Source organism: Marinobacter sp. AN1, from assembly GCF_026013985.1.
In the GTDB taxonomy this organism is placed as follows: domain Bacteria; phylum Pseudomonadota; class Gammaproteobacteria; order Pseudomonadales; family Oleiphilaceae; genus Marinobacter; species Marinobacter segnicrescens.
Genome location: NZ_CP110342.1, coordinates 1,896,572 through 1,920,889, shown reverse-complemented (window position 1 = coordinate 1,920,889; position 24,318 = coordinate 1,896,572). Strand labels below are relative to the sequence as shown.

General features: G+C 58.9%; 23 protein-coding genes and 1 pseudogene. 15 read left to right on the top strand and 9 right to left on the bottom strand.

The window, feature by feature from the left end; genetic code table 11:
• Positions 1-154: 154 nt before the first annotated feature.
• The 3 genes from purB to LJ360_RS08805 are packed head-to-tail and all read left to right on the top strand — an operon-like array spanning position 155 to position 3,659.
• The gene (gene purB / locus LJ360_RS08815; protein ID WP_264995863.1) at positions 155-1,528 is read left to right on the top strand and encodes an adenylosuccinate lyase; all 1,374 of its coding nucleotides are present in this window, start codon (positions 155-157) and stop codon (positions 1,526-1,528) included.
• A complete protein-coding gene (locus LJ360_RS08810; protein WP_264995862.1) occupies positions 1,525-2,688 on the top strand; it encodes a cupin domain-containing protein in 1,164 nt (387 codons plus the stop codon). The genes purB and LJ360_RS08810 overlap by 4 nt, the downstream gene beginning before the upstream one ends.
• Positions 2,685-3,659: a GNAT family N-acetyltransferase gene (locus tag LJ360_RS08805; protein ID WP_091853525.1), complete on the top strand. Its 975-nt coding sequence runs from the start codon at positions 2,685-2,687 to the stop codon at positions 3,657-3,659. The genes LJ360_RS08810 and LJ360_RS08805 overlap by 4 nt, the downstream gene beginning before the upstream one ends.
• Here LJ360_RS08805 and LJ360_RS08800 read toward each other — a convergent pair.
• Positions 3,648-4,657, bottom strand: a pseudogene (locus LJ360_RS08800) (LysR family transcriptional regulator). The gene LJ360_RS08805 and the pseudogene LJ360_RS08800 sit on opposite strands and share 12 nt — an antisense overlap.
• 217 nt (positions 4,658-4,874) lie before the next feature.
• On the opposite strand from LJ360_RS08800, the gene LJ360_RS08795 reads away from it, so the two are divergent.
• Both LJ360_RS08795 and LJ360_RS08790 read left to right on the top strand, forming a co-directional pair.
• Positions 4,875-5,648, top strand: a complete 774-nt coding sequence (locus LJ360_RS08795) for a hypothetical protein (protein ID WP_091853521.1) — start codon at positions 4,875-4,877, stop codon at positions 5,646-5,648.
• Between the two features lie 26 nt (positions 5,649-5,674).
• Positions 5,675-7,678, top strand: coding sequence for an ATP-binding protein (locus LJ360_RS08790; protein WP_320108788.1), 2,004 nt, complete (start codon positions 5,675-5,677; stop codon positions 7,676-7,678).
• On the opposite strand, the gene LJ360_RS08785 is transcribed toward LJ360_RS08790, so the two are convergent.
• Both LJ360_RS08785 and LJ360_RS08780 read right to left on the bottom strand, forming a co-directional pair.
• Positions 7,653-8,135 carry a MarR family winged helix-turn-helix transcriptional regulator gene (locus LJ360_RS08785; RefSeq protein ID WP_245742648.1) on the bottom strand — a complete coding sequence of 161 codons (483 nt, stop codon included), beginning with the start codon at positions 8,133-8,135 and terminating at the stop codon, positions 7,653-7,655. The genes LJ360_RS08790 and LJ360_RS08785 overlap by 26 nt on opposite strands.
• Positions 8,136-8,621, bottom strand: a complete 486-nt coding sequence (locus LJ360_RS08780) for a glutathione peroxidase (RefSeq protein WP_091853517.1) — start codon at positions 8,619-8,621, stop codon at positions 8,136-8,138.
• A gap of 225 nt (positions 8,622-8,846) precedes the next feature.
• Here LJ360_RS08780 and LJ360_RS08775 point away from each other — a divergent pair, with 225 nt between their 5' ends.
• The 3 genes from LJ360_RS08775 to htpX all read left to right on the top strand — a co-directional run bounded on the left by LJ360_RS08775 (position 8,847) and on the right by htpX (position 11,582).
• Positions 8,847-10,058: a pyridoxal phosphate-dependent aminotransferase gene (locus LJ360_RS08775; RefSeq protein ID WP_091853515.1), complete on the top strand. Its 1,212-nt coding sequence runs from the start codon at positions 8,847-8,849 to the stop codon at positions 10,056-10,058.
• Between the two features lie 36 nt (positions 10,059-10,094).
• The gene (locus LJ360_RS08770) at positions 10,095-10,616 is read left to right on the top strand and encodes a hypothetical protein (RefSeq protein ID WP_264995861.1); all 522 of its coding nucleotides are present in this window, start codon (positions 10,095-10,097) and stop codon (positions 10,614-10,616) included.
• Positions 10,617-10,697: 81 nt separating this feature from the next.
• On the top strand, positions 10,698-11,582 hold the full coding sequence (htpX, locus tag LJ360_RS08765) for a protease HtpX (RefSeq protein ID WP_264995860.1): 885 nt from the start codon (positions 10,698-10,700) through the stop codon (positions 11,580-11,582).
• Here htpX and LJ360_RS08760 read toward each other — a convergent pair.
• From LJ360_RS08760 to LJ360_RS08750, 3 genes are read right to left on the bottom strand one after another with little or no spacing between them, the layout of a single operon-like run.
• Positions 11,579-12,742, bottom strand: a complete 1,164-nt coding sequence (locus tag LJ360_RS08760) for a 4-phosphoerythronate dehydrogenase (RefSeq protein WP_413774421.1) — start codon at positions 12,740-12,742, stop codon at positions 11,579-11,581. The two genes, htpX and LJ360_RS08760, sit on opposite strands and share 4 nt — an antisense overlap.
• A 22-nt stretch (positions 12,743-12,764) precedes the next feature.
• Positions 12,765-14,129 carry a DEAD/DEAH box helicase gene (locus LJ360_RS08755; RefSeq protein WP_091853508.1) on the bottom strand — a complete coding sequence of 455 codons (1,365 nt, stop codon included), beginning with the start codon at positions 14,127-14,129 and terminating at the stop codon, positions 12,765-12,767.
• Positions 14,113-14,724, bottom strand: a complete 612-nt coding sequence (locus tag LJ360_RS08750) for an elongation factor P hydroxylase (protein WP_091853620.1) — start codon at positions 14,722-14,724, stop codon at positions 14,113-14,115. The genes LJ360_RS08755 and LJ360_RS08750 overlap by 17 nt, the downstream gene beginning before the upstream one ends.
• 130 nt (positions 14,725-14,854) lie before the next feature.
• Here LJ360_RS08750 and dsbD point away from each other — a divergent pair, with 130 nt between their 5' ends.
• Positions 14,855-16,735 carry a protein-disulfide reductase DsbD gene (gene dsbD / locus LJ360_RS08745; protein ID WP_264995858.1) on the top strand — a complete coding sequence of 627 codons (1,881 nt, stop codon included), beginning with the start codon at positions 14,855-14,857 and terminating at the stop codon, positions 16,733-16,735.
• A gap of 26 nt (positions 16,736-16,761) precedes the next feature.
• Here dsbD and tusA read toward each other — a convergent pair whose 3' ends face one another.
• Entirely contained in the window at positions 16,762-17,004 is a 243-nt protein-coding gene (gene tusA / locus LJ360_RS08740) for a sulfurtransferase TusA (RefSeq protein ID WP_091853504.1), read from the bottom strand.
• Between the two features lie 165 nt (positions 17,005-17,169).
• Here tusA and LJ360_RS08735 point away from each other — a divergent pair, with 165 nt between their 5' ends.
• Positions 17,170-17,454: an antibiotic biosynthesis monooxygenase family protein gene (locus tag LJ360_RS08735; RefSeq protein WP_091853502.1), complete on the top strand. Its 285-nt coding sequence runs from the start codon at positions 17,170-17,172 to the stop codon at positions 17,452-17,454.
• A 13-nt stretch (positions 17,455-17,467) separates the two neighbouring features.
• Here LJ360_RS08735 and rlmM read toward each other — a convergent pair whose 3' ends face one another.
• Positions 17,468-18,547, bottom strand: coding sequence for a 23S rRNA (cytidine(2498)-2'-O)-methyltransferase RlmM (gene rlmM / locus LJ360_RS08730; protein WP_320108800.1), 1,080 nt, complete (start codon positions 18,545-18,547; stop codon positions 17,468-17,470).
• Positions 18,548-18,623: 76 nt separating this feature from the next.
• A complete protein-coding gene (locus LJ360_RS08725; RefSeq protein ID WP_264995856.1) occupies positions 18,624-19,277 on the bottom strand; it encodes an alpha/beta family hydrolase in 654 nt (217 codons plus the stop codon).
• A 286-nt stretch (positions 19,278-19,563) separates the two neighbouring features.
• Between LJ360_RS08725 and ccoN the strand changes: the two genes are divergently transcribed.
• From ccoN to ccoG, 5 genes are all read left to right on the top strand, one after another.
• Complete coding sequence (gene ccoN, locus LJ360_RS08720) at positions 19,564-20,994, top strand: cytochrome-c oxidase, cbb3-type subunit I (RefSeq protein ID WP_264995855.1); 1,431 nt, start codon at positions 19,564-19,566, stop codon at positions 20,992-20,994.
• Between the two features lie 18 nt (positions 20,995-21,012).
• Entirely contained in the window at positions 21,013-21,621 is a 609-nt protein-coding gene (gene ccoO / locus LJ360_RS08715) for a cytochrome-c oxidase, cbb3-type subunit II (protein WP_264995854.1), read from the top strand.
• A 5-nt stretch (positions 21,622-21,626) separates the two neighbouring features.
• Entirely contained in the window at positions 21,627-21,812 is a 186-nt protein-coding gene (locus LJ360_RS08710; RefSeq protein ID WP_264995853.1) for a cbb3-type cytochrome oxidase subunit 3, read from the top strand.
• Positions 21,809-22,702 (top strand): cytochrome-c oxidase, cbb3-type subunit III, encoded by an 894-nt coding sequence (ccoP, locus tag LJ360_RS08705; protein ID WP_091853491.1) that lies wholly within the window; start codon positions 21,809-21,811, stop codon positions 22,700-22,702. The genes LJ360_RS08710 and ccoP overlap by 4 nt, the downstream gene beginning before the upstream one ends.
• Positions 22,703-22,848: 146 nt before the next feature.
• Positions 22,849-24,294 carry a cytochrome c oxidase accessory protein CcoG gene (gene ccoG, locus LJ360_RS08700; RefSeq protein ID WP_264995852.1) on the top strand — a complete coding sequence of 482 codons (1,446 nt, stop codon included), beginning with the start codon at positions 22,849-22,851 and terminating at the stop codon, positions 24,292-24,294.
• Positions 24,295-24,318 lie beyond the last annotated feature (24 nt).

Genomic DNA, 24,318 nt, shown 5'->3' with positions numbered 1-24,318 from the left:
TTCGCAGCGCTGAATTGGCGCGCGTGCTGGTGTATCATAGCCGCAATCGCATTCACCCGCAGGACCACCGGCTGCAAACTTGCAATATGGCGCTACAGGCGCCGGCAACCCGCACCCGCCCGGCCCTGCCCCGATTCTGAAGAGGTTTTATCTGATGGAACTGACCAGCCTGACCGCCATTTCTCCGGTGGACGGCCGTTATGGCAACAAAGTTACGGTATTCCGGGAAATCTTCAGCGAGTACGGGCTGATCCGCAATCGCGTCAAGGTTGAAGTGCGCTGGCTGCAACAGATGGCCGCTCACCCCGGCATCACCGAGGTACCTGCACTGAGCGCCGGCGCCAGGGACGCCCTCGATCAACTGGTGGAAAACTTCAACCTGGCAGATGCCGAAGCGATCAAGTCCATCGAACGTACCACCAACCATGACGTCAAGGCGGTGGAGTATTTCATCAAGGACAAGATTGCGCCCAACGACGAGCTGCAGGCCATCACCGAATTTGTCCATTTTGCCTGCACCTCGGAAGACATCAACAACCTGTCGCACGCACTTATGCTGCGGGAAGGACTGGATGACGGCCTGTTGCCGGCAATGGACCGCATCGTTGAGCGCCTCACCGAACTGGCCCGGGAGCATGCTGAACAGCCCATGCTGTCCCGCACCCATGGCCAGACAGCTTCCCCCACCACTGTTGGCAAGGAGCTGGCCAACGTCGTCCACCGCCTGAACCGACAGCTGGACCAGGTCCGTAACGTGGAATTGCTGGGCAAGATCAATGGCGCCGTTGGCAACTACAACGCCCACCTCTCGGCCTACCCGTCCGTGGACTGGGCTGCCAACGCCAAGGACTTTGTGGAAGGCCTGGGGCTGAGCTGGAACCCCTACACCACCCAGATCGAGCCCCACGACTATATTGCCGAGCTGTTCGATGCCATCGCCCGCTTCAATACTATCCTGATCGACCTGGACCGGGATCTCTGGGGTTACATTTCCCTCGGGTACTTCAAACAGAAGACCGTAGCCGGCGAGATCGGGTCGTCCACCATGCCCCACAAGGTCAACCCCATTGATTTCGAGAACTCCGAGGGCAACCTGGGCATTGCCAACGCCATCATGGAGCACCTGGGCCGCAAACTGCCCATCTCTCGCTGGCAGCGTGACCTGACGGACTCCACCGTACTGCGCAACCTGGGCGTCGGCTTTGCGCACAGCCTGATCGCCTACGAGGCCACCCTGAAGGGCCTTGGCAAGCTGGAAGTGAACCCGGCAAGGCTGGCTGCTGACCTGGACAATGCCTGGGAAGTACTGGCAGAACCCATCCAGACGGTTATGCGCCGGTATAACATCGAAAAGCCCTACGAGAAGCTCAAGGAACTCACCCGTGGCAAGGACATGAGCCCGGAGCTTATCCGTGACTTCGTGCAGAACCTGGACATCCCCCAGGCGGCTAAAGACGAACTGATGGCCTTGTCGCCTGCCGCCTATACCGGTAACGCGGCACAACAGGCGAGCAAGATCGGATCATGACCGTACCCAGGCAGCTACCCGGCGGACTGTCCGCTGAAACATTCCTGAGGGAATACTGGCAGAAGAAGCCGCTGGTCATTCGCCAGGCCTTCCCCGGCTTTCAGAGCCCGATCACTGCCGATGAACTGGCGGGGCTGGCCTGCGAAGAAGCCGTAGAATCCCGCATCGTCGTGGAGGAGGAAAACGGCCATCCCTGGCAGCTGCACAACGGGCCATTCAGTACCGACCGGTTCACCGCGCCACCCGCCGGCAACTGGACGCTTCTGGTACAGGGACTCGATCACTGGGTACCCGAAGTGGCTGACCTGCTAGACCACTTCCGGTTCGTGCCAAACTGGCAACTGGACGACATCATGGCCAGCTACGCACCACCCGGCGGCAGTGTCGGCCCCCATTTTGACCAGTATGACGTATTCCTGTTACAGGCACAGGGGCACCGGCGCTGGAAATTCGGCGGCCAGTGCAGCGAACAGTCGCCCCGTGTGGACGGCACACCACTGCGAATCCTGGACGACTGGGAGCCCGAGGAAGAAGTGCTGCTCGAGCCCGGCGATATGCTTTACCTGCCGCCGGCCATTGGCCACCACGGCGTTGCCGAGGACCATTGCATCACCCTGTCAGTCGGCTTCCGCGCCCCTACCGTGGACGACGTGCTCACCAGTTTCACCGATTTCCTGTGTTCCGAGACGGATGTATCTGCCCATCTCCGGGACCCGGACCTGAAATTGCCCACCAATCCAGGCGCCATCGGCAAAGAGGTACTGCAACAACTGGAAAGCATCCTGCGGGAAAGACTGGCTGACCCACGTCAGCTGGCACTCTGGTTCGGACAGTTCAGCACAAGCCCCAAGAACAGCGATATCGTGGTTCCTGCCGAACCCCCTGCATCCACGGAAGACCTGCTGGAGGCCCTGTCCGATGGTGGTTCGCTGCGCTGGAACGAAGGTTCCCGCTTTGCCTACACCGAGCTGGGGGAACAGACCGCCTTTTTCGTTGACGGCGAGCGCTACCTCCTCAATGGTGATGCCCGCTCCCTGGCCCCCCTGCTTTGCAGCGACAGCCGGCCCGATATGGCAGAGCTCCGGCGCCAGTGCGAAGATCCCGCGCTGGCCGAACTGATGACCGTTCTGTACAACCAGGGCAGTGTCTATTTCGAATGAGTATGCGAATCCGTAAATACAGCTGGCAGCTGGCACCCCGCAGCCTGAGGGAGATCCGCCAACGGGTATTTATTGACGAGCAGAAGGTACCGCCAGACCTGGAGTGGGACGACACAGACGAAATCGCCGACCATTTCCTGGCGGTATTACCGGACAACACCCCGGTAGCCGTCGGGCGAATGTTTACCACCCTGGATGATACTGCCCACATCGGTCGTATGGCGGTACTGCCTGAACACCGCGGCAAGGGCATTGGTGAGGCCATGCTTCGCCATATCATGGCCGAGGCTGCCGGCCATGTGCAGGACCTTCACCTGTCCGCCCAGGAGCACGCGGTGCCCTTCTACCAACGCAGCGGCTTCCATGTATTTGAAGGGCCTTATGATGATGCCGGCATCCCCCACTTCGGCATGCGCTGCCTGGCTCCCGTTGAAATGATCAGCGCCCTTTCAAGGCAAAGCCCGGGTCCTGCCCCCATGATCCTGGGCAGCGATGACTCCAGCTGGCTGGTTGAAAATGACGCACAGTTGCCTCAGCTGATGGATAACCTGGTCAGCCAGGCGCGCCAGAGGGTATGGCTGTATGACCGCCTGCTGGACCACGACCTGTATGACCGCCAGCGGCTCCGGGACCTGTTTTCCGGGCTTGCCCGATACCACCGCAACAGCGAGATCAGGCTCCTCGTCCATGATGACGGCCCCCTCGTCAAACGCCGCCACCAGCTGGTGGAGCTGATGCGCCGCCTTCCCAGCAGCATCACCCTGCGACTGGTAAACGGTGACTATCCGCCGGCGGAACAACCGTTTGTACTGGTGGACCGCCAAGGGGTGCTCTACCGCCACCGGTTTGACCGCCCGGAAGGCTTTGCCGGATTCGCCGACAGCGGCCGCGTCAGGCTACTAGGCGAAACCTTCCAGCGCATGTGGGATACCGCACGCCCGTCGCTGGAGCTGAGAGAACTACCGCTCTGACCGGTGGGGGCCGTCCGGCTCCGCCGCCTCGAACTGACGGCCAAACTCGGCAAACTCCTCGTCCACTTCCTCAGCCACTTCTGCGATCAAGCGCCTCAACCACTGGTGGTCAGCGTTGTGCTGCAACAACGGACTCCAGGCCATTTTCAGCTCAAATGGCGGAATATCAAAGGGCGGGGCCTTGATCACCAGGTTAGGGTTATCCCGCTGCAGCCAGGCGGCCCGGCTTGGCAAGGTAGCGATCAGGTCATGCTGCTCCGCCAGCAACATGGCCACCTGATAGTGCCGCGTGAACACAGAGATCCGCCGCTTGCGCCCCATCAGTCCCAGCGCCTCATCCACCCAGCCAAGGCGCTGAACGTCCTTCGGATTAACACCAACGCCGACACCGAACCCGGTCTTGCTGACCCAGATGTGACTCGCCTGCAGGTAACTGTCCAGGGTGAAAGGGTCCTGCAGGATGGGGTTGCGTGCATTCATCAGACAGGCAAAGAACTCGGTCCAGAGGGTTTTCTGGTGAAACGACTGGGGAATCTTGTCAAACCGGTTAATCGCCATATCCAGGCGACCTTGCTCCACATCCTGAAAGCTGACATCGCTTGGGGTAAGCACGTCCAGTGTGACGTTGGGGGCTTCCTGGCGAATTCGTCGCAGCACCCGGGGCATCAGGCAGGATTCAGCGTAGTCACTGGCCATGATACGAAACACCCGCTGGCTATCCGTGGCTGAGAACGGGGTTTTCTGCTGCACCGCCTGCTCAATGTCCGACAGGATACTGCGCACCATCGGCTGCAGCTCCCTGGCTCGTTCGGTAGCGGTCATGCCTTCGCTGGTGCGGACCAGGAGCGGGTCACCAAAAAGGTCACGCAATCGGCGCAGGCCATTACTCATGGCAGGCTGTGTGATACCCAGATGGTTTGCCGCCTTGGTCACGTTTTTTCCCGCAGCAACACATCCAGGTAGACCAGCAGGTTCAGGTCAACACGGGAAATATCCATGGTGGCGGGCCCTCCGGGCAGCTTAACGTCGGGTGTTGGTGCGTCATTCTATCATCTGTAACAAGTTGGAACGGAATGGGTTAGACTTTTCTGATAGGGTGCCAGATACTTGCGAAAGCTCAGGGGCTTCCCCTGCCCTTTCGGGACTCCAGTGGCCCCTAAAGTGCCCATCCTGTCCCGCACCAGAATGATAATCAGGGAGCGCGTCCGGCGATTCATGAATACGGTAACGATTGTCTTACTGCTGCTGGCAGTTGTCGTAATTTCCATCATCATCGTGGTCTTCAGCCAGATGCGGGAAAGGGCCCGTATCGAAAGGGCCCGCCGGGTTACCTCCCTGGAAGATGCCTATAACCGTGCCTTTCGCATCTACGACGAGCTGCCAGGCCAATACCTCACCCGCGACATCAAACTCTTGCTGCTACACCGGATGGAAGAAGTCTGTCAGCACCTTCAGCAGGAGAGGACAGAACTGCCGGTGAAAAACTGGCTGGCCCAGGTCAACGAGAACAAACAGAAAGTACTGGACGGCACGGATGAGCATCCAAAAGTGATCATTGACTCTCCGGAAAAGTCGAATTACATCAAGGAATTGCTCCAGAATCTTTTTAAACTGGTTGAATCATTGCACAAGTCGGGCAAGATCGATGCTGCCACGGCCAAGTCGAATCTCCGCCACGTGCTGTTCACTATCCACAAGACCCACGCCGACCTGTTCGTATTCCAGGCCCGGGACCACGTTCGCCAGGGCCAGCTACGCAAGGCCATTCATTCCTACCACCTGGCAGCTACCGAGATAGGCAAGTCCCAGGGTAACGAGATGGCCGCCCGGGCCGTGGCAAACTTCAAGGAACGCATCCGGGAACTGGAGCAGGAACTGGCCAGCGGCCAGAAAACCCGGACCGCTGAACAACAGGGCCGGCTGGACAAGGAGTGGGACACCTTCCTCCATGACGATGACTGGAAAAAGAAGGCGGACTACGACCACTGACCGTAGCCAGACACACAGGGAACAGAGTGAAACAGCTTTTCAGGAACCGGCTTTCGTGGCGACTTACCCGTAACACGGTACTGCTCGCCATGAGCGTCGGGCTGGTGCTTAACCTGATCCAGGTGACCGTCGAGTACCACAGCACCCGGAATTACATGGATCAGGATATCCAGGCGCTGTTGGAAATCAGCCACAGCCCGGCCTCACAGATCGCCTATAACATTGATACCCGACTGGCTGGCGAGCTGCTCAACGGCATGCTACGCCATCCGGCGGTAATCGATGCCCGACTGCTTGACAGTGACGGACACACTCTGGCTGCAGCCAGCCGAGGCAGCGGTGATAACCGATATCGATGGCTAAGTGACCTGCTGTTCGGGGACACACGCCGCTATACCAGTAAACTGGAAGTGTCCGACCTGAAGGACATTGAGCTGGGTGACCTGGTGGTGACCATTTCCACCAACCATTACGGCAACCTCTTCCTGTCCCGGGCCAGCTTTATCCTCATCAGCGGTATACTGAAGAGCCTGGTATTGTCCGGGATGCTGTTGGTGGTGTTCTACTTCCTGCTGACCAAGCCCATGCTGAAAGTGATCAACAGCCTTCAGGATGTGCGCAACGCACCGGAAAAGGCCCGCCTGCCCGTTCCCCACTCCCATGAGCAAGATGAAATTGGCAGCATGGTAGCAATTATCAACCGCCACCTGGAAACCGTGGATGCCTCATTAAGCCAGCTGAGGTCAGTGGAAAGCCAGATGAAGGACTACTCCGGAAAGCTGGAACGGGAGGTGGAGGACCGCACCCGTGAAATTTCCGAAAAGAACGAAGCCCTTCAGCGTGGCAACCGCGCGCTGATCAGGGCCAAGGAGGACGCTGTCCGCCGGGCCCAGACTCGCGCCCGTTTCCTCGCCAGCATGAGCCATGAGATTCGCACACCACTGAATGGCGTGCTGGGCATGCTGGAGCTGGCCCTGGAAGGCGACCTGGAACCCGCCCAGCGTCATCAGCTTGAGATTGCCCACCGGGCCGGCGAAAGTCTGTTGGGCCTGCTCAACGACATACTCGATATCTCCAAGGTGGAGGCCGGCAAGCTGGACCTGGAAGTCATTTCCTTTGATCTGCGCAAACTGGTGGCCGAGTGCGCCACCATTCACGCTGAACAATCGCGGCGCAAAGGGCTGGCATTCACCACCGAGCTGGAAACCGAGCTGGCTCCACGGTACCTCGGCGACCCCACCCGCCTTCGCCAGGTCATCAACAACCTGCTGTCCAATGCCATCAAGTTTACTGACGCCGGGAAAGTCTCAGTCCACGTAGCCCAGACACCGGAAGGAATCCGTCTGGAAGTCCGCGATACCGGCATTGGCATGTCCCGGGATGAGCTTGACCGCATCTTCTCGCCTTTCTCGCAAGCAGCCACAGACACCACCCGCCGTTACGGCGGCACCGGTCTTGGCCTGGCCCTGTGTCAGCAACTGGTAGAGCGAATGCATGGCCAGATAAAAGTGGACTCAAGGGAAGGTGAAGGCACCTGGTTTACGGTCTACCTGCCCCTTCCGGTTGACCAGGGCTCGCAGTTAGAGCAGCTCCCTGACCTGCCCCCTGCCAAGGATGCTGGACAGCAGAGCTGCCAGATTCTGTTGGTGGAGGACAATCGGGTCAACCAGATCGTGGCCTCAGGATTGTTACAAAAAATGGGCCATGAGGTAGACCACGCTGAAAATGGGGAACGGGCCCTGGCCGCACTGGCCCTGAAACACTACGACCTGGTCCTGATGGATTGCCAGATGCCGGTGATGGATGGGTATGAGGCTACCCGCCGTATTCGGCAGAACCCCCAGTGGACTCAACTACCGGTCGTTGCCGTAACCGCCAACGTCATGGCCGGGGACAAGGAGGAATGCCTGGCCGCCGGCATGGATGACTACATTACCAAGCCCTACAACCGAAAGATCCTGGCCGGCGTCATCCAGCGCTGGGCCGGGGTAGCGGGTCGCAAGGCTACTCTACAGTCTCGAGACGACTGAGCAACCGGCGCAAGTCTTCCCGTAACCGCGCCGCCTGGTCCGCGGTTACCCCCAACTCGCACAGCAGCCTCACCGGAACCTCCCGCGCCTGTTCCCGCATGGTCTCTCCTGCAGGTGTCAGGGCGACCATTACCACTCGCTCGTCTTCCAGGGACCTGCGGCGGGATACCAGCCCCCGCTGCTCAAGCCGGCGCAATAACGGCGTCAGGGTGCCAGAGTCCAGGCGTAGCCGTTCCCCGATGGATGACACACGAAGGGGCTGATCCGTGGCTGCCGCTTCCCATAGAACCAACATGACAAGGTACTGCGGGTAGGTCAGGTCCAACTCCGCCAGCAACGGCCGATAGCGGGCGGTTACCGCCCGGTTCACCGCGTACAAGGCAAAACACACCTGGTTATCCAGTGCCAGCAGGTTTTCGTTGGCCGGTGCTTCCGGGGGGCAGGACTCATTTCTCACTTACAACAACTCCAGAATATCGTCCCGGATGGCTTCAGGACTGACTGTGGGCGCATAACGCCGGATCACCTGGCCGTCACTCCCCACCAGGAACTTGGTAAAGTTCCACTTTACCTTTTTAGAGCCCATCATACCTGGCGCTTCGTTCTTGAGCAGTTCGAACAGAGGATGGCTTTCCGGTCCGTTTACCTGCAACTTGGCAAACATTGGAAAACTGACACCATAGTTGAGGGAACAGAATTCGCTGATCTGCTGTTCGCTCCCCGGGTCCTGGTTCATGAATTGATTGCAGGGGAACCCCAGTATCTCAAGGCCGCGGGGCGCCAGTTCATCATACAGCTTCTGCAGGCCACCAAACTGGGGCGTAAAGCCACATTTCGAGGCAGTATTAACGATCAGCAGGACCTTGCCGGCATACTCCTCCATACGCCGAACCTGGCCGCGAATATCGGTTACCTCGATTTCATAGATAGAAGCTGAAGACATTGCACACCTCGAACAGGAATTTCCACAATTTTATTGTGCACAACCAATAAACCGCAAGAAATTTTGAATTCCGACCGGCAAGACTCCGCGACCCTTGCCATTTTTCATCACAATTGCGCCTTGTTCGGACTGTTTTTTTCGGCCCTGGCTCCGCTAGAATGGTGCCTCTGTTATTAATGTGCCAACTATCAGGGCACCAGCATCACCATCGGGAAGACGCCTTCTATGCAGAATTACAGAAAGTCCGCAAAACTGGATAACGTTTGCTATGAAATCCGTGGTCCGGTGCTGCGAGAGGCGCGTCGTCTCGAGGAAGAGGGCCATCGGGTGCTCAAGCTCAACATCGGCAACCCTGCCGCCTTTGAGTTGGATGTGCCCGAAGAAATCCAGCAGGACGTGATCTATAACCTGCACCAGGCCCAGGGCTATGTTGAATCCAAGGGGCTGTTTTCTGCCCGCAAGGCGGTAATGCACTATTGTCAGGAGCGGGGCATCGACAAGGTGGATATTGATGATATCTACCTTGGCAATGGCGTGAGCGAACTGATCGTCATGTCCATGCAGGCTCTGCTCAACACTGGTGACGAAGTGCTGGTGCCGGCACCCGACTATCCCCTGTGGACAGCTGCCGTCACCCTGTCCAGTGGCAAGGCAGTGCATTACCGGTGCGATGAGCAGCAGGACTGGTTCCCGGACCTGGATGACATCCGCCGCAAGATCACCAATCGCACCAAGGCCATCGTGCTGATCAACCCCAACAACCCGACCGGGGCTGTCTACCCGCCGGAATTGTTGGAAGAAGTGATCGAGCTGGCCCGCCAGCATAACCTGATCATCCTGTCCGATGAGATCTACGACAAGATTCTCTACGACGGCGTGGAGCATGTGTCCACGGCTTCCCTCGCCGATGATGTGCTGTTCTTTACCTTCAACGGCCTGTCCAAGAACTACCGTGCTGCCGGGTACCGCTCAGGCTGGCTGATCATCAGCGGAGCCAAGCATAAAGCGAAAGACCTGATTGAAGGCATCGACATGCTGGCCTCCATGCGCCTGTGCGCCAACGTGCCGGCCCAGCTGGCCATTCAGACAGCGCTCGGGGGCTATCAGTCCATCGATGACCTGGTGGCACCAGGAGGACGTCTCTTCGAACAGCGGGAAACCGCCTGGCGCCTGCTGAACGACATTCCGGGAATCAGCTGTGTCAAGCCCAAGGGTGCACTCTACCTGTTCCCGAAGCTGGACCCGCACCTCTACCCGATAGAGGACGACGAGAAATTTGTGCTGGACCTGCTGTTGCAGGAACGTATCCTGCTGGTACAGGGTTCCGGCTTCAATATTGACGACCGGCAGCATTTCCGTGTGGTATTCCTGCCCCGGGTAGATGCTCTGGAAGACGCCATGGGGCGGCTGGAACGGTTCCTGTCCACCTGGCGCTGACCGGGCCAGTCAATACAGCCAACGGATCGCAGCAGTATGGCCGATATTCATATTGAGGAGTTCTACCGGGATTCTGCCATTGCCCTGGTACAGCTTTACAGTGTGTTTCCCCGCAGGATCAACCTGTTTGTGGAAGACATCGCCGGGCCGGATGAGCCGGACGAGTTTGGGCTACACAGTTCCCGCCACATGGCCTGTTTCGGTGCGCTGTTGTGGCTGGAGGAAGAAGGCCTGCTGCGCTACGTGGATACCATTCGCCAGGAAGCCCTGGACCAGGCTGTGCTGACCCGGAAAGCCTTTATCCTCCTGAACACACCCGCGCCACTGGACCTGGCCCGGACGCTGTCGCTACCGGAGCCCGGTGTGCCGGAGCCGGATTCCCCGCTGCCAGCATCGGTACGCCAGGATCGCTCGTCCTGGGTTCACGTGCTCCGCCAATCCATTCGGGGGGGGCATTCCCCCACCCTCAGCCGAGCCATGCAGGCTGCCTTTTTTGCCCGGCCGGGAACTGACGGACAGTCCAACGGTCTTTTTGGGAGCAACGGACATCCCGGTTAACTCTGCGCAAGGTTATTGAAATTGCGTTGGCAAGTACCGATATCCGATTGCAGGAAATTGGACTCCTGACGAGGTCACTGAATGAGAATCCTGCTGTTTCTTGCGACAAACCTGGCAGTCATCCTGGTTGCGAGCGTTACACTCTCGCTGCTGGGCGTTGACAGTTACCTGGCACAGAACGGGATCAATTACGGATCCCTGCTGGCATTCGCTGCGGTCTTCGGCTTTGCCGGTGCGTTTATCTCACTGTTCATGTCCAAGTTCATTGCCAAGAAGACCACTGGGGCACGGTTGATCGAATCTCCCCGTACACCGGCGGAACGGTGGCTGGTGGATACCGTTGCCGAACTGGCTCAAAAGGCAGGCATTGGCATGCCTGAGGTGGCCATCTTCCCGGCCAGCCAGTCCAACGCCTTCGCCACCGGGTGGAACAGGAACGCCTCGCTGGTGGCCGTCAGCGAAGGGCTGCTCCAGCGATTCAGCAAGGACGAGATCCGTGCCGTCGTCGGCCACGAGATCGGTCACGTGGCGAACGGTGACATGGTCACCCTGACCCTGATCCAGGGTGTGGTAAACACCTTTGTCATCTTCGCCGCGCGGGTGATCGGTTCAGTGGTAGATCGGGTGGTCTTCCGCAATGAGCAAGGCCATGGCCCCGGGTTCTGGATTGTCAGCATCGTCGCGGAGATCGTGCTGGGCATTCTGGCGAGCACTATTGTGTTCTGGTTCTCCCGCCGCCGGGAGTTCCGGGCTGACATTGCCGGCGCGCAACTGGCCGGACGCAGCGCCATGATCAGCGCCCTGGGGCGGTTACGGCAGGAAAGCGAGTTGCCGGACCAGATGCCGGACAACCTGCAGGCCTTTGGCATCAACCGTGGCGCCAGGGGTGGCTTGAGCGCGCTGTTCATGACCCATCCGCCACTTGAGGACCGGATCGAGGCCCTTAAACAGGCAAACCTCGGTTAAGTCGATACTGTGAATCCGGCCCGGGACAATAACCGGGCCGCTTCCGTATTCCCCCCCGTATCCGCCACACTCACGCTGAGACTGGTGGGTTCCCTGCGCACCGGATATTCCTTCCTCAGCCGGTCAAAAGACGGCCCGGAGGACTGACCGGTCGAGACTGCACTGGTGAACAACTTTCTCAACCGTGCGTCATCATCTCTTGGGTCATAGCAGGTCATCAGGGCACGATGCAAAGCATCGAGAGGAGCGCACTGTGCCGTGAACTGAAGGCCGGAAACCGGAGGTGGCGGTAGCAACCCTTCCATGGAAGGCGTCATGGAGAGACCAGCCCACTGACGCAGCGCCCGGGCGATCATTTCGGTGCCGCGGCTCTTGCCTTCCAGGCTGTACCCGGCAACATGGGGGGTCGCAAGCCAGCACCGATCCAGCAACTCCGGCACCGGAGTGGGTTCGTTTTCCCATACATCCAGGGCCACCAAAGGGGGGTCAGACTGCTGAAGCCTTTCCAGCAAAGCCAGGTTATCCACCACAGCACCGCGGCCACTGTTGATCAAAAGCTGGCCTCCGCGCAGGCTGGCCAGGCGTTGACGATCAAGCAGGTGCCAGGTGGGATGGGGACCGTCCCGCAAAAGGGGAGCGTGAAGAGAAATAACGTCGCAGGCCAGCACATCGTCGATGGGTGCAAAGGGAAAATCGGCGCCGATGGATTCAAGGGGTGGGTCACTGACGCGAACGGTCACCCCCAATCCTGACAGCACCCTGACCAGACGACCGCCCACATTACCCGCCCCAATAATGCCTACGGTCAGGCCATCGAGGGTGCGCCGCTCACTCCGTTGGAGGAACAGCGACAGAACCGACAGCACATACTGCACCACGCTACTGGCGTTACAGCCCGGGGCCGATGCGAAGGCAATGTCCTGGGCCTCTAGCCACGGGATGTCAACATGGTCTGTGCCAATAGTGGCGGTGCCCACGAACCTGACCGGTGTTTCCGCCAGCAGGGCCTGGTCAATCCGGGTAACCGAGCGTACCAGCAGTACGTCCGCCTCCTTCAACTGGTCACGGTCCAGGTTACGGCCATTGACCCGCGTCAGGGGGCCGAGATCACCACAGAAGGCTTCCAGCAGGGGAATGTTCTCGTCCGCAACGATCCGCAGGGAAGCCATGGCCAGCCGGGCGTTACCGATTACCCGAAGACCGGGGACGACCGCGACTTCCCTGCCCTGAACGGCCCCGGTTGCCTCCACTACGCGGGCCGCCACCTGAACGACGACCGCCACGGCGGCGTTGGATCAGGGGTTTCTCCAGCGGCTGCAACAGGTCTTCTTCCGGCACTGAGGTAGTCAGCTTCTGGCTGATGTAGCTTTCGATACCCGGCAAAGCAAAGGCATCGTCCTCACTGGCAAAGCTGATGGAAATACCGTGTTCACCAGCACGTCCGGTGCGTCCGATACGGTGGACGTAGTCCTCAGCATTGTCCGGCAGGTTGTAGTTGAACACATGGGTAACACCCTGCACGTGGATGCCACGCCCGGCAACATCTGTGGCAACCAGTACCTGGATGTCGCCATTCTTGAACTGATCCAGGGTCTTCAGTCGCTTGTTCTGGGGAATCTCGCCAGACATGAGCGCGGCTGCAACGCCCTGGTTTTTCAGGTCTTCTTCCAGGTCACGGCATTGATCACGACGGTTGGCGAACACGATGGCCTTGTCCACACCTGGCCGATTCAAGGAATTCACCAGCACCGGCAGTTTTTGCTCTTCAGACACCAGGTAGACGGTCTGTTTGACCCGCTCTGCCGTCTTCTGCTGAGGCTCGATCTCGATGAATTCAGCTCCGTGCGTCCACATGGATGCCAGGTTGAGTACGTCCTGGTTGAAGGTGGCACTGAATAACAGGGTCTGGCGGTCATCCTTGGGCGGGCAGCGACGGATGATTCGCTTCACATCCGGGATAAAGCCCATATCCAGCATGCGATCCGCTTCATCAAGGATCAGCAGGTCCACCTGGTCCAGGAAGACATCCTGGGAGCCGAGGAAATCAATCAGGCGCCCGGGCGTTGCCACCAGGATATCCACGATTTCGTTCTGCAACACTTCCCGTTGTTTGTCATAGTTCATGCCCCCCACGACTGACACCACCCGATGACCAGTGCGGGCACAGAGCTCCTCGGCATCCTTGGCGATCTGCATGGCCAGTTCACGGGTCGGCGCGAGCGCCAGCACACGGGGCTCGGACGCGAAGCGTTCTTTCTCAGGAACAGGCGTTTCCAGCAGGGTCTGGATAGCTGTAATCAGGAACGCCGCGGTCTTCCCTGTGCCGGTCTGGGCCTGGCCGATCAGGTCGTGGCAGGCCAGGGTGTAAGGCAGGGTTTCCGCCTGGATCGGTGTGCAGTATTCGAACCCGATGCCGGCAATCGCATCCAGCAGGCGTTTATCGAGGCCAAGCTCGGCAAAGCGGGTGCCGCTTTGCTTGACGTCCTCTTGCGCTGGCGTTGTTTCGGTTTGCTCGGTGGTGTTGCCGGATTCAGGAGATTGCGTCATAGGCTTCGCTTACTGTTGTGAAATGTTGTGCTGTCCCGGCCATATGGTTGCCCGTAAGACAGTGATACTGTTCGCGCCACCGGAGAAAGTCCTCCGGTCCGGTCCCATAATGGTCCATTAACGCGCTAAGAAACTGTTCCGCCCTTGGCGGTAACCCGTGGTCCAGGTAATAGCAGGCCTGTTCGTAGACCCGACGCCGGAAGCCCGCCTCATCAATGGCACCTCCGCCATCCAGGTTGTCCACACTGATATGGAACGGGCTTTTACTGGCAACGGCAAAGAGCCATTCCAGTGCCTGGGGTTTCACCTCAACCTGTTCGAATGCCCGCTGCTGCTCCGGGGTACGTCCGTCCGGACAATACCAGTAGCCATAGTCCCGCAGCTTGCGTCGCTGCTCTCCTGCAATGCACCAGTGACTGATTTCGTGGAGAGCGCTGGCAAAGTAGCCGTGGGCAAAGATCACCTGGGCACAGGGCCCGGCTACGCCAGCCGGCAGGTATTCGGGCTCATCGCCACCGCGAACCAGTTCGGTTTTCAGGCAATCCCTGAAAAGAGCGTTGAACAGTGTGACGAGGTCTTCTGGACGGTTATTCATGGGTCCGTTATTGTGCGGCTTTACTGAAAGGAATTCCAGCAGCATATCATCAGGGGAACTTTCCGCCACGAGCCCAGTCAGTCCATCCGTTTCCGGAAGCCCTGAATTCACCTGAAAGATGCCTTTATTCATGCCACCGAGTCCGCTTACCGTTCGCGCCGCATCCAGTATCGCTCTGTTCCTGTTACTCCTCTTCGTTCCTGTGGGTCAAAGCCTCGCAGCATTCGGCAGTAACAGCCTCGGCGGCCAGGACTTCCTGCCGGTGGACGAGGCCTTGCCATTCAGTTCCACAACCACTGACAACGGCGTTCTGCTGCGATGGGATACGGCACCGGAGCACTACCTCTACAAGGAGCGAATCGAGGTCGAAGCCGTCACAGAAGGCGTGACGCTTTCAGACCCTGAGTTTTCCCTGGCCGGAGTTGAAACGGAAGATCCCTATTTCGGCACCGTCAACGTCTTCTATGAGCCGGTCGAAGCCGCAGTAGAACTGTCCCTCCCCGAAGGGATCCGGGAGGCCACCTTGCAGGTGACCTATCAGGGTTGTGCGAAGGCCGGCCTGTGCTATCCACCGCAAACCCGTGAAGTACTCTACTATGCCAGCGGCAAGAACAAGGCAGCCAGCCAGGCGCCAGCCCCGGATACAAATTCTGGCAACCAGCCTCCCTCCCCCGTGGCCGAAGGCAAGGCAGACCTGGAATCCGCCAGCGGCCTGGCGGGCTTTCTGTCGGAACAGTCCCTGGCGATCATCGCGCTGGTGTTCCTTGCCCTCGGGCTCGGACTGACCTTCACCCCCTGCGTACTGCCCATGGTGCCTATCATCTCTACCCTGGTGTCCAGTCACAACACCCGTAGTTCCGGACAGGCCCTGGTGCTGGCCTTCAGCTATGTGCTGGGCATGGCACTGACCTACGCCGCCGCCGGCGTCATCACCGGCCTGCTGGGCGCCAGCTTCAACCTGCAGGCGCAGTTGCAGTCACCCTGGATTCTGGGCACTTTCGCAGCCCTCTTCGTGCTGTTCGCACTGGCCATGTTCAACGTATTTGACCTGCAACTTCCCCAGGGCATCCAGAACCGCCTGAACCAGGCGAGCCAGAACCTCAGTGGTGGTCGGGTCGCCAGTGTCTTTGGCATTGGCGCCCTGTCGGCACTCGTCGTATCTCCCTGCGTCTCAGCACCGCTGGCCGGCAGCTTGCTCTATATCAGTACCACGCAAGATGCCGTCGTAGGTGGTGTTGCCCTGTTCTCGCTGGGCCTCGGAATGGGCGTTCCTCTTATCCTGGTTGCGGTGGGCGGACGCAAGCTGCTTCCAAAAACCGGTCCATGGATGAACGTCGTCAAAGCATTTTACGGCATCATGTTGCTGGCCGTTGCAATCTGGCTGGTCGAGCGGATGGTACCTGCGTGGCTGGCACTGACCCTGTGGGGTGTTCTCGCGGCCATCACGGGCGTTCAGCTGGGAGCCTTTGACCAGGCCCGGGCCGGCTGGCAACGAACCTGGAAAGGGGCTGGCCTTATGCTGTTTGCCTGGGGCCTTGCTCTATTGGCCGGAGCGCTGTCCGGCGCATCAGACCCCCTGAGGCCACTTGCCCCGTTTATTGCCGGCGGGACCTCCCCGGGCGGCACCACGACGCTGGAACACGCCCGGTTTGACCGGATAGAAGAACCGGACATCATCCGGGCGCGACTTGCCGAGGCCGGCGAGCAGGGTCGACCGGTCATCCTGGATTTCTACGCGGACTGGTGCATATCGTGCAAGGTGATGGAGCGCGAGGTATTCAGCCAGCCCGGTGTGATTGCAGCAATGGAGCCATACACCCTGCTGCAGATCGACATGACGGACAACACACCGGAACAGCAGGCCTTGCTGGATGAACTGGGTCTTTTCGGGCCACCGGCCATTCTTTTCTACAACCCGGGCGGATCCGAGGTCCAGAACCTTCGGGTGCTGGGCGAGATGGATCGTGAAGCGTTCCTGGAGCACCTGGGAAAGGCCGAAGCCCTCCTGTAATCCGGGGTTTATCGCCGGTCCGCCATTTAGGCGCCCCGGCGGATCCAGAACAGATACTGGTCCTCCGCCTGCTCCTGCCTGAGCAACTCATGGTTCAGGAACTGACAGAAGCGGGGAATATCCCGGGTTGTCGAGGGGTCCGTAGCCAACACCCGCAAAACACCACCTACCGGTACATCGGCTATCCGGTTATGGAGCATCATTACCGGCTCGGGACACATTAACCCGCGCGCATCAAGCTCGGCATCCTGGTCAGCAGTTTCCGCCATAGTCACCTCCCGCAGTGCACCGGCAGGCTTTTCCGCCCCGTCCCCAGGTTTACGTACAAACCTGATGGATTTTCCCGGTTCAAGTGCTAAATTACTGTCATACAGGTCTATTTTAGACCAGAAACGCGCCCGACTGTTATAGCGACTGTCAGCTGAGAGGTACCCATGATTCGAGTCCTGATCGAACGTCATATCGCTGAAACCCTTGAAACCGCCTACGAGGAGCGGTCCCGGGCGATTCTCCAGAACGCGGTCGCCGCTCCGGGATTCATTTCCGGCGAAACACTGGTTAACGCCCATGACCCGAACCACCGGATCACATTGGCAAACTGGCGATCAGAGGCCGACTGGGACCGTTGGTACCACTCGACCGAGCGTCAACAACTGCTCAACGACGTAAAGCCCATGATGGACCTGGACGAGAAGATCACCATTCTCCACCAGTGCTGAAAGGGCGAACCGATCAGTCGGTCCGCTCAAGGAAGCAGGTAATCTCTTCCCGGTCGTGGTAAAGCTGCCGGGCCCTGAGGCGCACTCCGAACGGTGCATCGGCAAGTCGGGACTGCAACAACTCCCGGCAAAGCAACCACTCGTCGTAGCGTTTTTTCATGGGCAGCTTGAGGTTAAAAATACTGTAACGGCACAACTGGTCAGTGAACCAGTCACTGACCATGGACGCTGTACGCCGGGGCTTGTCGACGATATCGCACACCATCCAGTCCACTGCCCGCTTCGGACGCCACAGGTAACCATCGGCCTGGACATGGGTGACCATACCTGTCGCCATCAACCCTTCTTCCATAGGCCCGTTGTCGACAGCCGTCACCTGCATGCCTTGCTGCACCAACTGCCAGGTCCAGCCACCAGGAGCCGCACCAAGGTCCACAGCGGTCTTTCCGCCCCCCAGGTAGTCCAGGGCACGGTCAGCCGGCAGCAGCACTTTCCAGGCCTCTTCCAGCTTGAGCGCAGATCGGCTGGGCGCTGAAGCCGGCAACTTCAGTCGGGGGATACCCATAGGCCAGCGGGCCCGGTTATTGGCCAGGCTCATGCCGATCAGAGCGGATCCAAAATCCGGGAGCAGAATCTCCAGTCGATCTCCGACTGAACTGTCCACCTCAGCACCCAGCAACCCGGCCCCTCTCAGCGCCCGGGATAGCGGCGCTACCCACTTGCGGGCAAAGCGCCCGAGATCCGGGTCGCTGCTGTTTTCCCCAACCCGCACATCCACCCTGGCACAGTTCCGAACCAACTCGACACCACCATCGCTCAGCACTTCAACCACCGCTCCCACCCGATCCTTGGCCGGCAGCGCCATTTCAGCGAGCAATACCTGCCAGTCCCTGACAAAGACCAGGGACTCCAGCGGCACCTGCCGCAGCAGCGAAGGTGCATCAAGCCCCCCGGCCAGGGTAAAGCGCAGCCAGCCTGTGCCAGGCTGCGGCGTGAAGTACCCCCACGCACCCTTCGTTGCTGCCGCATCGGTCAGCTCGCGGCCAGCCTCTGACTCGAAGCCGGGCCTACAAAAGGCAAGCAGTTGATTCAGCGGAACGTCCATCAGGCTACCTCGGCACTGGCAAGTAAAAGGGTTCCCCCGGAAAAGTTGGACCGGGTTGCATAGCCTACTCAAGTGAGCCTATAAAAGCAGCCGCCTTGGCCGCCGCCTCGTCTATCAGGGCATTCTCATCCAACCCCTGCTTTTTCAAAGGTCTCAGATCGTGATTGCCGCCTTCGAGCCAGTGCACGCTCACCCGGGCGGGCAAGCCAGGCCGGGCCGCCAGTTCCTCAGGCTTGCCGAACGGATCACGGGTACCCTGAAAGATCGCCAGCGGACATGGGATCTCCATAAAATGGTCCGTCCTCCAGCGGTCTGGCTTTCCTGGCGGATGGAACGGGTAACCAAAACAGGCGACACCTTTTATGTAAGCGCACTCGCGGGAAGCCGCCAACAAGGATGCCATTCGCCCCCCCATGGATTTCCCCCCGATAACCAGCGTTTGCCCCGGGCTCATGAGCGAATGACAGTGACCAACGACTCCAGCAAAGTGGGACAGCAGCACCGGCTGCCGATCGGGTGGCCGCTTACGGCCATCAGCACGGCGCTTGAGCATGTAGGGGAATTCGAACCGCCACACATGGATTCCGGATTCAGCCAGGCTCCGGGCAAGGCGGCTCATAAAAGGGCTGTCACTGCCCGCGCCAGCGCCATGGGCAAGGATCAGCCCTGGGGCATAACCAGGATCCGCAATGGCTGGTTCATAGATCAGGTCTTGCATGTTGCAACCTCTCCGAAGGCAACTAAGCTGATTCTGAGGTATGTCCTCTCCGGTGCGTCAAATGGTCGCGAATCAACCCATCGTCGCCAGCTTTCGGTATTTATTGATGAATATCGGAAAATGGGTCAATTGTACACCACTCAAAGATCAAACAGATTCGCCATCACACTGATTTCAGCGGCATTACGGTCACGGAAGGAGTTGACCTGAGTCATTGCAAACAGGTCATCGATTCTCCATACTTGCGCCGATTTTCTTTCCCACCCTTGAATCCATTGGTAAGGCTATGAGCACAGTGAATGCAAACCTGACATACAACTACAAGGTGGTGAGGCAGTTCGCCATCATGACGGTCGTATGGGGTATTGTGGGCATGGCGCTGGGTGTGCTGATCGCAGCGCAGCTGGTGTGGCCGCAATTGAACCTCGACCTGCCCTGGACCCACTTCGGTCGTTTACGGCCGTTACATACCAACGCCGTAATCTTCGGCTTTGGTGGTAGTGCCCTGTTTGCAACGTCCTACTACGTTGTCCAGCGTACCTGTCAGGCGCGGCTGTTCTCGGACGGACTGGCGGCCTTTACCTTCTGGGGCTGGCAGGCAGTACTGATCTCTGCTGTCATTACCCTTCCGCTCGGCCTTACCTCCACCAAGGAATACGCTGAACTCGAATGGCCCATTGATATCCTGATCGCCGTGGTCTGGGTCAGCTACGCCATCGTCTTCTTCGGCACCGTCGTCAAGCGGAGCGCGCCCCACATCTATGTGGCGAACTGGTTTTACGGTGCCTTCATTATCACGATTGCCGTCCTTCATATTGGCAACAACATGGCTCTGCCGGCCTCGCTGTTCAAGTCCTACTCGGCCTATGCCGGCGTCACCGATGCCATGATGCAGTGGTGGTGGGGCCACAACGCCGTAGGCTTCTTCCTGACTGCCGGCTTCCTGGGCATGATGTACTACTTCGTACCCAAACAGGCCAACCGCCCGGTTTACTCCTATCGCCTGTCTATCGTCCATTTCTGGGCCCTGATCGCCACCTACGTGTGGGCCGGTGGCCACCACCTGCATTATTCAGCGCTTCCGGACTGGGCCCAGACCGCAGGTATGGTCATGTCCCTCATCCTGCTGGCCCCCTCCTGGGGCGGCATGATCAACGGCATGATGACCCTGTCAGGTGCCTGGCACAAACTGCGCACCGACCCGATCCTGCGCTTCCTGGTGGTTTCCCTGTCCTTCTACGGCATGTCCACCTTTGAAGGCCCGATGATGTCCATCAAGACAGTGAACGCCCTGTCCCACAACACCGACTGGACCATCGGCCACGTTCACTCCGGCGCCCTTGGCTGGGTTGCGATGATCAGTATCGGCGCGATCTATCACCTGATTCCGAAACTCTGGGGTATCAAGGCCATGTACAGCATCGGCCTGATCAACGTGCACTTCTGGCTGGCGACCGTTGGCACCGTGCTCTACATCGTGGCCATGTGGGTCAACGGCATCATGCAGGGCCTGATGTGGCGTGCGGTGAATGACGACGGCACCCTCACCTACAGCTTTGTACAGGCCCTGGAGGCCTCTTGGCCGGGCTACTTGGTACGCTTCCTCGGTGGTGTCATCTTCCTGACAGGCATGCTTGTGATGGCCTGGAACGTATGGATGACCATTCGCCAGAAAGATGCGGTTGCCGAAGACAATGTCGCAGCCCAGCCGGCCTGATCAGGAGCACAACCCGAAATGAAACACGAAATTGTAGAAAAGAACCTTGGCCTGATGTCTGTGCTGATCCTGCTCGTGATCAGCACCGGGTTCCTGGTCGAGGTTCTGCCGCTGTTCTTTATTGAAGAAACCAACGAGCCAGTGGCCGGCCTCGAGCCGCTGGACCCGCTGGAACTGGAAGGCCGTGACATCTATATCCGGGAAGGCTGCCACGTGTGCCACACCCAGATGATCCGCCCCTTCCGTGCCGAGACCGAGCGTTACGGCCATTACTCCGTTGCGGGTGAGTTCGTCTATGAACGCCCGTTCCTGTGGGGCTCCAAGCGTACCGGTCCTGACCTGGCCCGTGTTGGTGGTCGTTACTCGGACGCCTGGCAGCGTATGCACCTGTACGACCCGCGCAGCGTAGTGCCGGAGTCGAACATGCCGGCATTCCCCTGGTTGTTCGAAAACAAGGTCGATCACACCCAGACCGCCCAGAAGATGAAGACACTGCAGACCCTGGGCGTACCGTACACCGATGAGCAGATCGATGGCGCAGCGGAAGACGTCCGCGGTCAATTCGAAATTGACGCGCTGGTGGCCTACCTGCAGCAGCTGGGCACCGTGATCTCTGAGAAACGGTAAGTTCTATGGACATCAATGACTTCAGGGGCATACAGACCATTCTGGTCATGATTGCCTTCTTCGGCATCGTCTGGTGGGCATACAGCTCGCACCGGAAAAAGAAGAACGATGAAGCGGCGCACCTGCCCTTTGATGACGACGAAATTGCCGAGCGCACTTTGAAACAGGACAAAACGGAGAAAAAACAATGAGTACCTTCTGGAGCATCTGGATCAGTGTGATCGTGCTCGGTACCATTTTTGGCTGCTGGTGGCTTCTCTTCGCCACCCGCAAGAGCCAGACCACCGACACCGAAACCGAAAAGACCATGGGTCACTCCTTCGATGGTATCGAGGAGTATGACAACCCGCTTCCAAAATGGTGGTTCTACCTGTTCGTAGGCACCTGTGTGTTTGCCCTGATCTACTTGGCCCTGTACCCGGGCCTGGGCAACTGGCAGGGCCTGCTGGGCTGGACCCAGGAAAAGCAGTGGGAAGAGGAAGTGCAGCAGGCCGAAGCCCGCTACAGCGAAATCTATGCCCAGTATGGCAGCACCCCGATTCCTGAACTGGCGGGCAACGAAGACGCCATGGAGATGGGTCAGCGCCTGTTTGCCAACAACTGCGCCGTATGCCACGGCTCAGCTGGTCGCGGTTCCGTTGGTTTCCCCAACCTGACTGACGATGCCTGGCTGTACGGTGGCGACCCGGACACTATCCTGCAAACACTGCACAATGGCCGCCAGGGCAATATGCCTGCCAAGGGCACCATGCCAAACATGACAGCTGAGCAGGTTGACCAGGTGGTAAACTATGTACTGAGCTTCAGCGGCCGGGAACAGGATAAGGCTGCCGCAGAAGCGGGTGCCGAAGTCTACGCCCAGGCCTGTGTGGCCTGCCACGGAGCGGACGGTACTGGCAACCAGGCGCTGGGTGCGCCCAACCTGACCGACGATTCCTGGCTCTATGGCAGCACCTACGAGTGGATCGAAGAGACTGTGGTCTACGGTCGTCAGAACGTCATGCCGGCCCAGGGTGGCCGCCTGAGCGACGATCAGATCCACATTCTGGCCGGTTACGTGTACAGCCTGTCCAACAACTGAGAAGTGAAACCCAGGCGCTGCTGATTGTGGCGCCCGGTCTTTTCAACCCTGGGCCTGCCCTGCGGACCCAGGCTTGAAAAGATCCCCAGGCCGAAGTGTCTTACCATTCTGGCAATGCGCGAGCTTGTCACCATCAGGAGGTAATGATGAGCAGTCAGATTCCGGTCCAGCAGATTGACCCGAACACTGACGGCCCCTCCGACAAAAACAACAAGAAAAACCCGGAAACCGTCGAACTCTATGCCAGCCGCAAGAAGATCTATGTGCGGGAAATCAAGGGCCTGTTCCAGCGAATCCGCTTTTTCAGCCTGATGGCCCTGATGGGCATGTATTTTCTGTTCGTATGGATCACCATTGATGGCGAACCGCTGATCCACTTCGACCTGCCAGCCCGTGAATTCCACCTCTACGGCATGACCTTCTTCCCGCAGGACTTCTTCCTGCTTGCTGCCATGCTGATCATCTGCGCCTTTGGCCTGTTTTTCATAACGACCCTGTTTGGTCGCGTGTGGTGCGGCTATACCTGCCCGCAAACCGTATGGACGTTTATTTTCATGTGGGTCGAGGAGCGTATCGAGGGCAGCCACACCAAGCGTATGAGGCTGGACAAGGCGCCCAACTCGCCAGAAAAGATGATACGGAAATCAGCAAAGCACGTGAGCTGGCTGCTGATCGCATTCGCTACGGGCGTTACCTTTGTGGGCTATTTCTATCCGATCCGTGAACTGCTGGCGGATCTGTTCACACTTGGCGCCAATGGCTGGGCCTATTTCTGGGTTGGCTTCTTCACCGTGGCTACCTACCTGAATGCGGGCTGGATGCGCGAGCAGGTTTGCCTGTATATGTGCCCATACGCTCGTTTCCAGTCGGTCATGTTCGATCGCAACACCCGAATCGTGTCCTATGACCCAAACCGCGGGGAACCCAGGGGTAGCCGCAAGAAATCCGCTGACCGGAAAGAACTGGGTCTTGGCGACTGTATTGACTGTGGCCTGTGTGTGCAGGTGTGCCCCACCGGCATCGATATCCGTGATGGCCTTCAGTACGAATGTATTGGCTGTGCCCTGTGTATCGACGCCTGCGACAGCGTCATGGACAAGATGGACTACCCCAGGGGCCTGATTCGCTATACCACGGAGAATGAACTGGAGGGCCGTCCGTCAAAGCTGCTACGTCCCCGCACCTTCGGGTACGGAGCATTGCTGATGCTCATGATAGGGGCGGTTGTTGTTACCATTGCCACACGTGTGCCGGTGGAACTGGATGTGATCCGCGACCGTGGTGCGCTGTTCAGCTATAACGGCAATGGCTGGATCGAAAACACCTACACACTGAAGATCAATAACATGGCGGAAGTTCCCCGGGAGTTCCGTATTGGCCTGGAAGGCATCGAAACCGCGCGATTGCTCCGGGGCAACGAGCCGGTTCAGGTTGCAGCAGGTGACCTTCGTTCCGTACCGGTGGTCGTCGAAGTGAATCCGGACGATCTTGACGATATCAACACTTCAATCACGTTCCGTATTGAAGCCACCGACGACAGCGGCGTTTCCGATGAAACCGACAGTCGTTTTGTCGGTCCAAGGCCCCGCTAAATACTTTAGACAGCCCGTTCCGGC

What these genes read in the sequence shown, in the direction of transcription:
- LJ360_RS08755 (WP_091853508.1), bottom strand. Translation starts at nt 14,129, where the DNA reads ATGACGCAATCTCCTGAATCCGGCAACACCACCGAGCAAACCGAAACA.
- tusA (WP_091853504.1), bottom strand. Translation starts at nt 17,004, where the DNA reads ATGGCGGAAACTGCTGACCAGGATGCCGAGCTTGATGCGCGCGGGTTA.
- LJ360_RS08775 (WP_091853515.1), top strand. Translation starts at nt 8,847, where the DNA reads ATGCAGAATTACAGAAAGTCCGCAAAACTGGATAACGTTTGCTATGAA.
- LJ360_RS08735 (WP_091853502.1), top strand. Translation starts at nt 17,170, where the DNA reads ATGATTCGAGTCCTGATCGAACGTCATATCGCTGAAACCCTTGAAACC.
- LJ360_RS08810 (WP_264995862.1), top strand. Translation starts at nt 1,525, where the DNA reads ATGACCGTACCCAGGCAGCTACCCGGCGGACTGTCCGCTGAAACATTC.
- LJ360_RS08750 (WP_091853620.1), bottom strand. Translation starts at nt 14,724, where the DNA reads ATGAATAACCGTCCAGAAGACCTCGTCACACTGTTCAACGCTCTTTTC.
- htpX (WP_264995860.1), top strand. Translation starts at nt 10,698, where the DNA reads ATGAGAATCCTGCTGTTTCTTGCGACAAACCTGGCAGTCATCCTGGTT.
- LJ360_RS08725 (WP_264995856.1), bottom strand. Translation starts at nt 19,277, where the DNA reads ATGCAAGACCTGATCTATGAACCAGCCATTGCGGATCCTGGTTATGCC.
- LJ360_RS08710 (WP_264995853.1), top strand. Translation starts at nt 21,627, where the DNA reads ATGGACATCAATGACTTCAGGGGCATACAGACCATTCTGGTCATGATT.
- ccoO (WP_264995854.1), top strand. Translation starts at nt 21,013, where the DNA reads ATGAAACACGAAATTGTAGAAAAGAACCTTGGCCTGATGTCTGTGCTG.
- LJ360_RS08770 (WP_264995861.1), top strand. Translation starts at nt 10,095, where the DNA reads ATGGCCGATATTCATATTGAGGAGTTCTACCGGGATTCTGCCATTGCC.
- ccoN (WP_264995855.1), top strand. Translation starts at nt 19,564, where the DNA reads ATGAGCACAGTGAATGCAAACCTGACATACAACTACAAGGTGGTGAGG.
- LJ360_RS08780 (WP_091853517.1), bottom strand. Translation starts at nt 8,621, where the DNA reads ATGTCTTCAGCTTCTATCTATGAAATCGAGGTAACCGATATTCGCGGC.
- dsbD (WP_264995858.1), top strand. Translation starts at nt 14,855, where the DNA reads ATGCCACCGAGTCCGCTTACCGTTCGCGCCGCATCCAGTATCGCTCTG.
- ccoG (WP_264995852.1), top strand. Translation starts at nt 22,849, where the DNA reads ATGAGCAGTCAGATTCCGGTCCAGCAGATTGACCCGAACACTGACGGC.
- ccoP (WP_091853491.1), top strand. Translation starts at nt 21,809, where the DNA reads ATGAGTACCTTCTGGAGCATCTGGATCAGTGTGATCGTGCTCGGTACC.
- purB (WP_264995863.1), top strand. Translation starts at nt 155, where the DNA reads ATGGAACTGACCAGCCTGACCGCCATTTCTCCGGTGGACGGCCGTTAT.
- LJ360_RS08795 (WP_091853521.1), top strand. Translation starts at nt 4,875, where the DNA reads ATGAATACGGTAACGATTGTCTTACTGCTGCTGGCAGTTGTCGTAATT.
- LJ360_RS08805 (WP_091853525.1), top strand. Translation starts at nt 2,685, where the DNA reads ATGAGTATGCGAATCCGTAAATACAGCTGGCAGCTGGCACCCCGCAGC.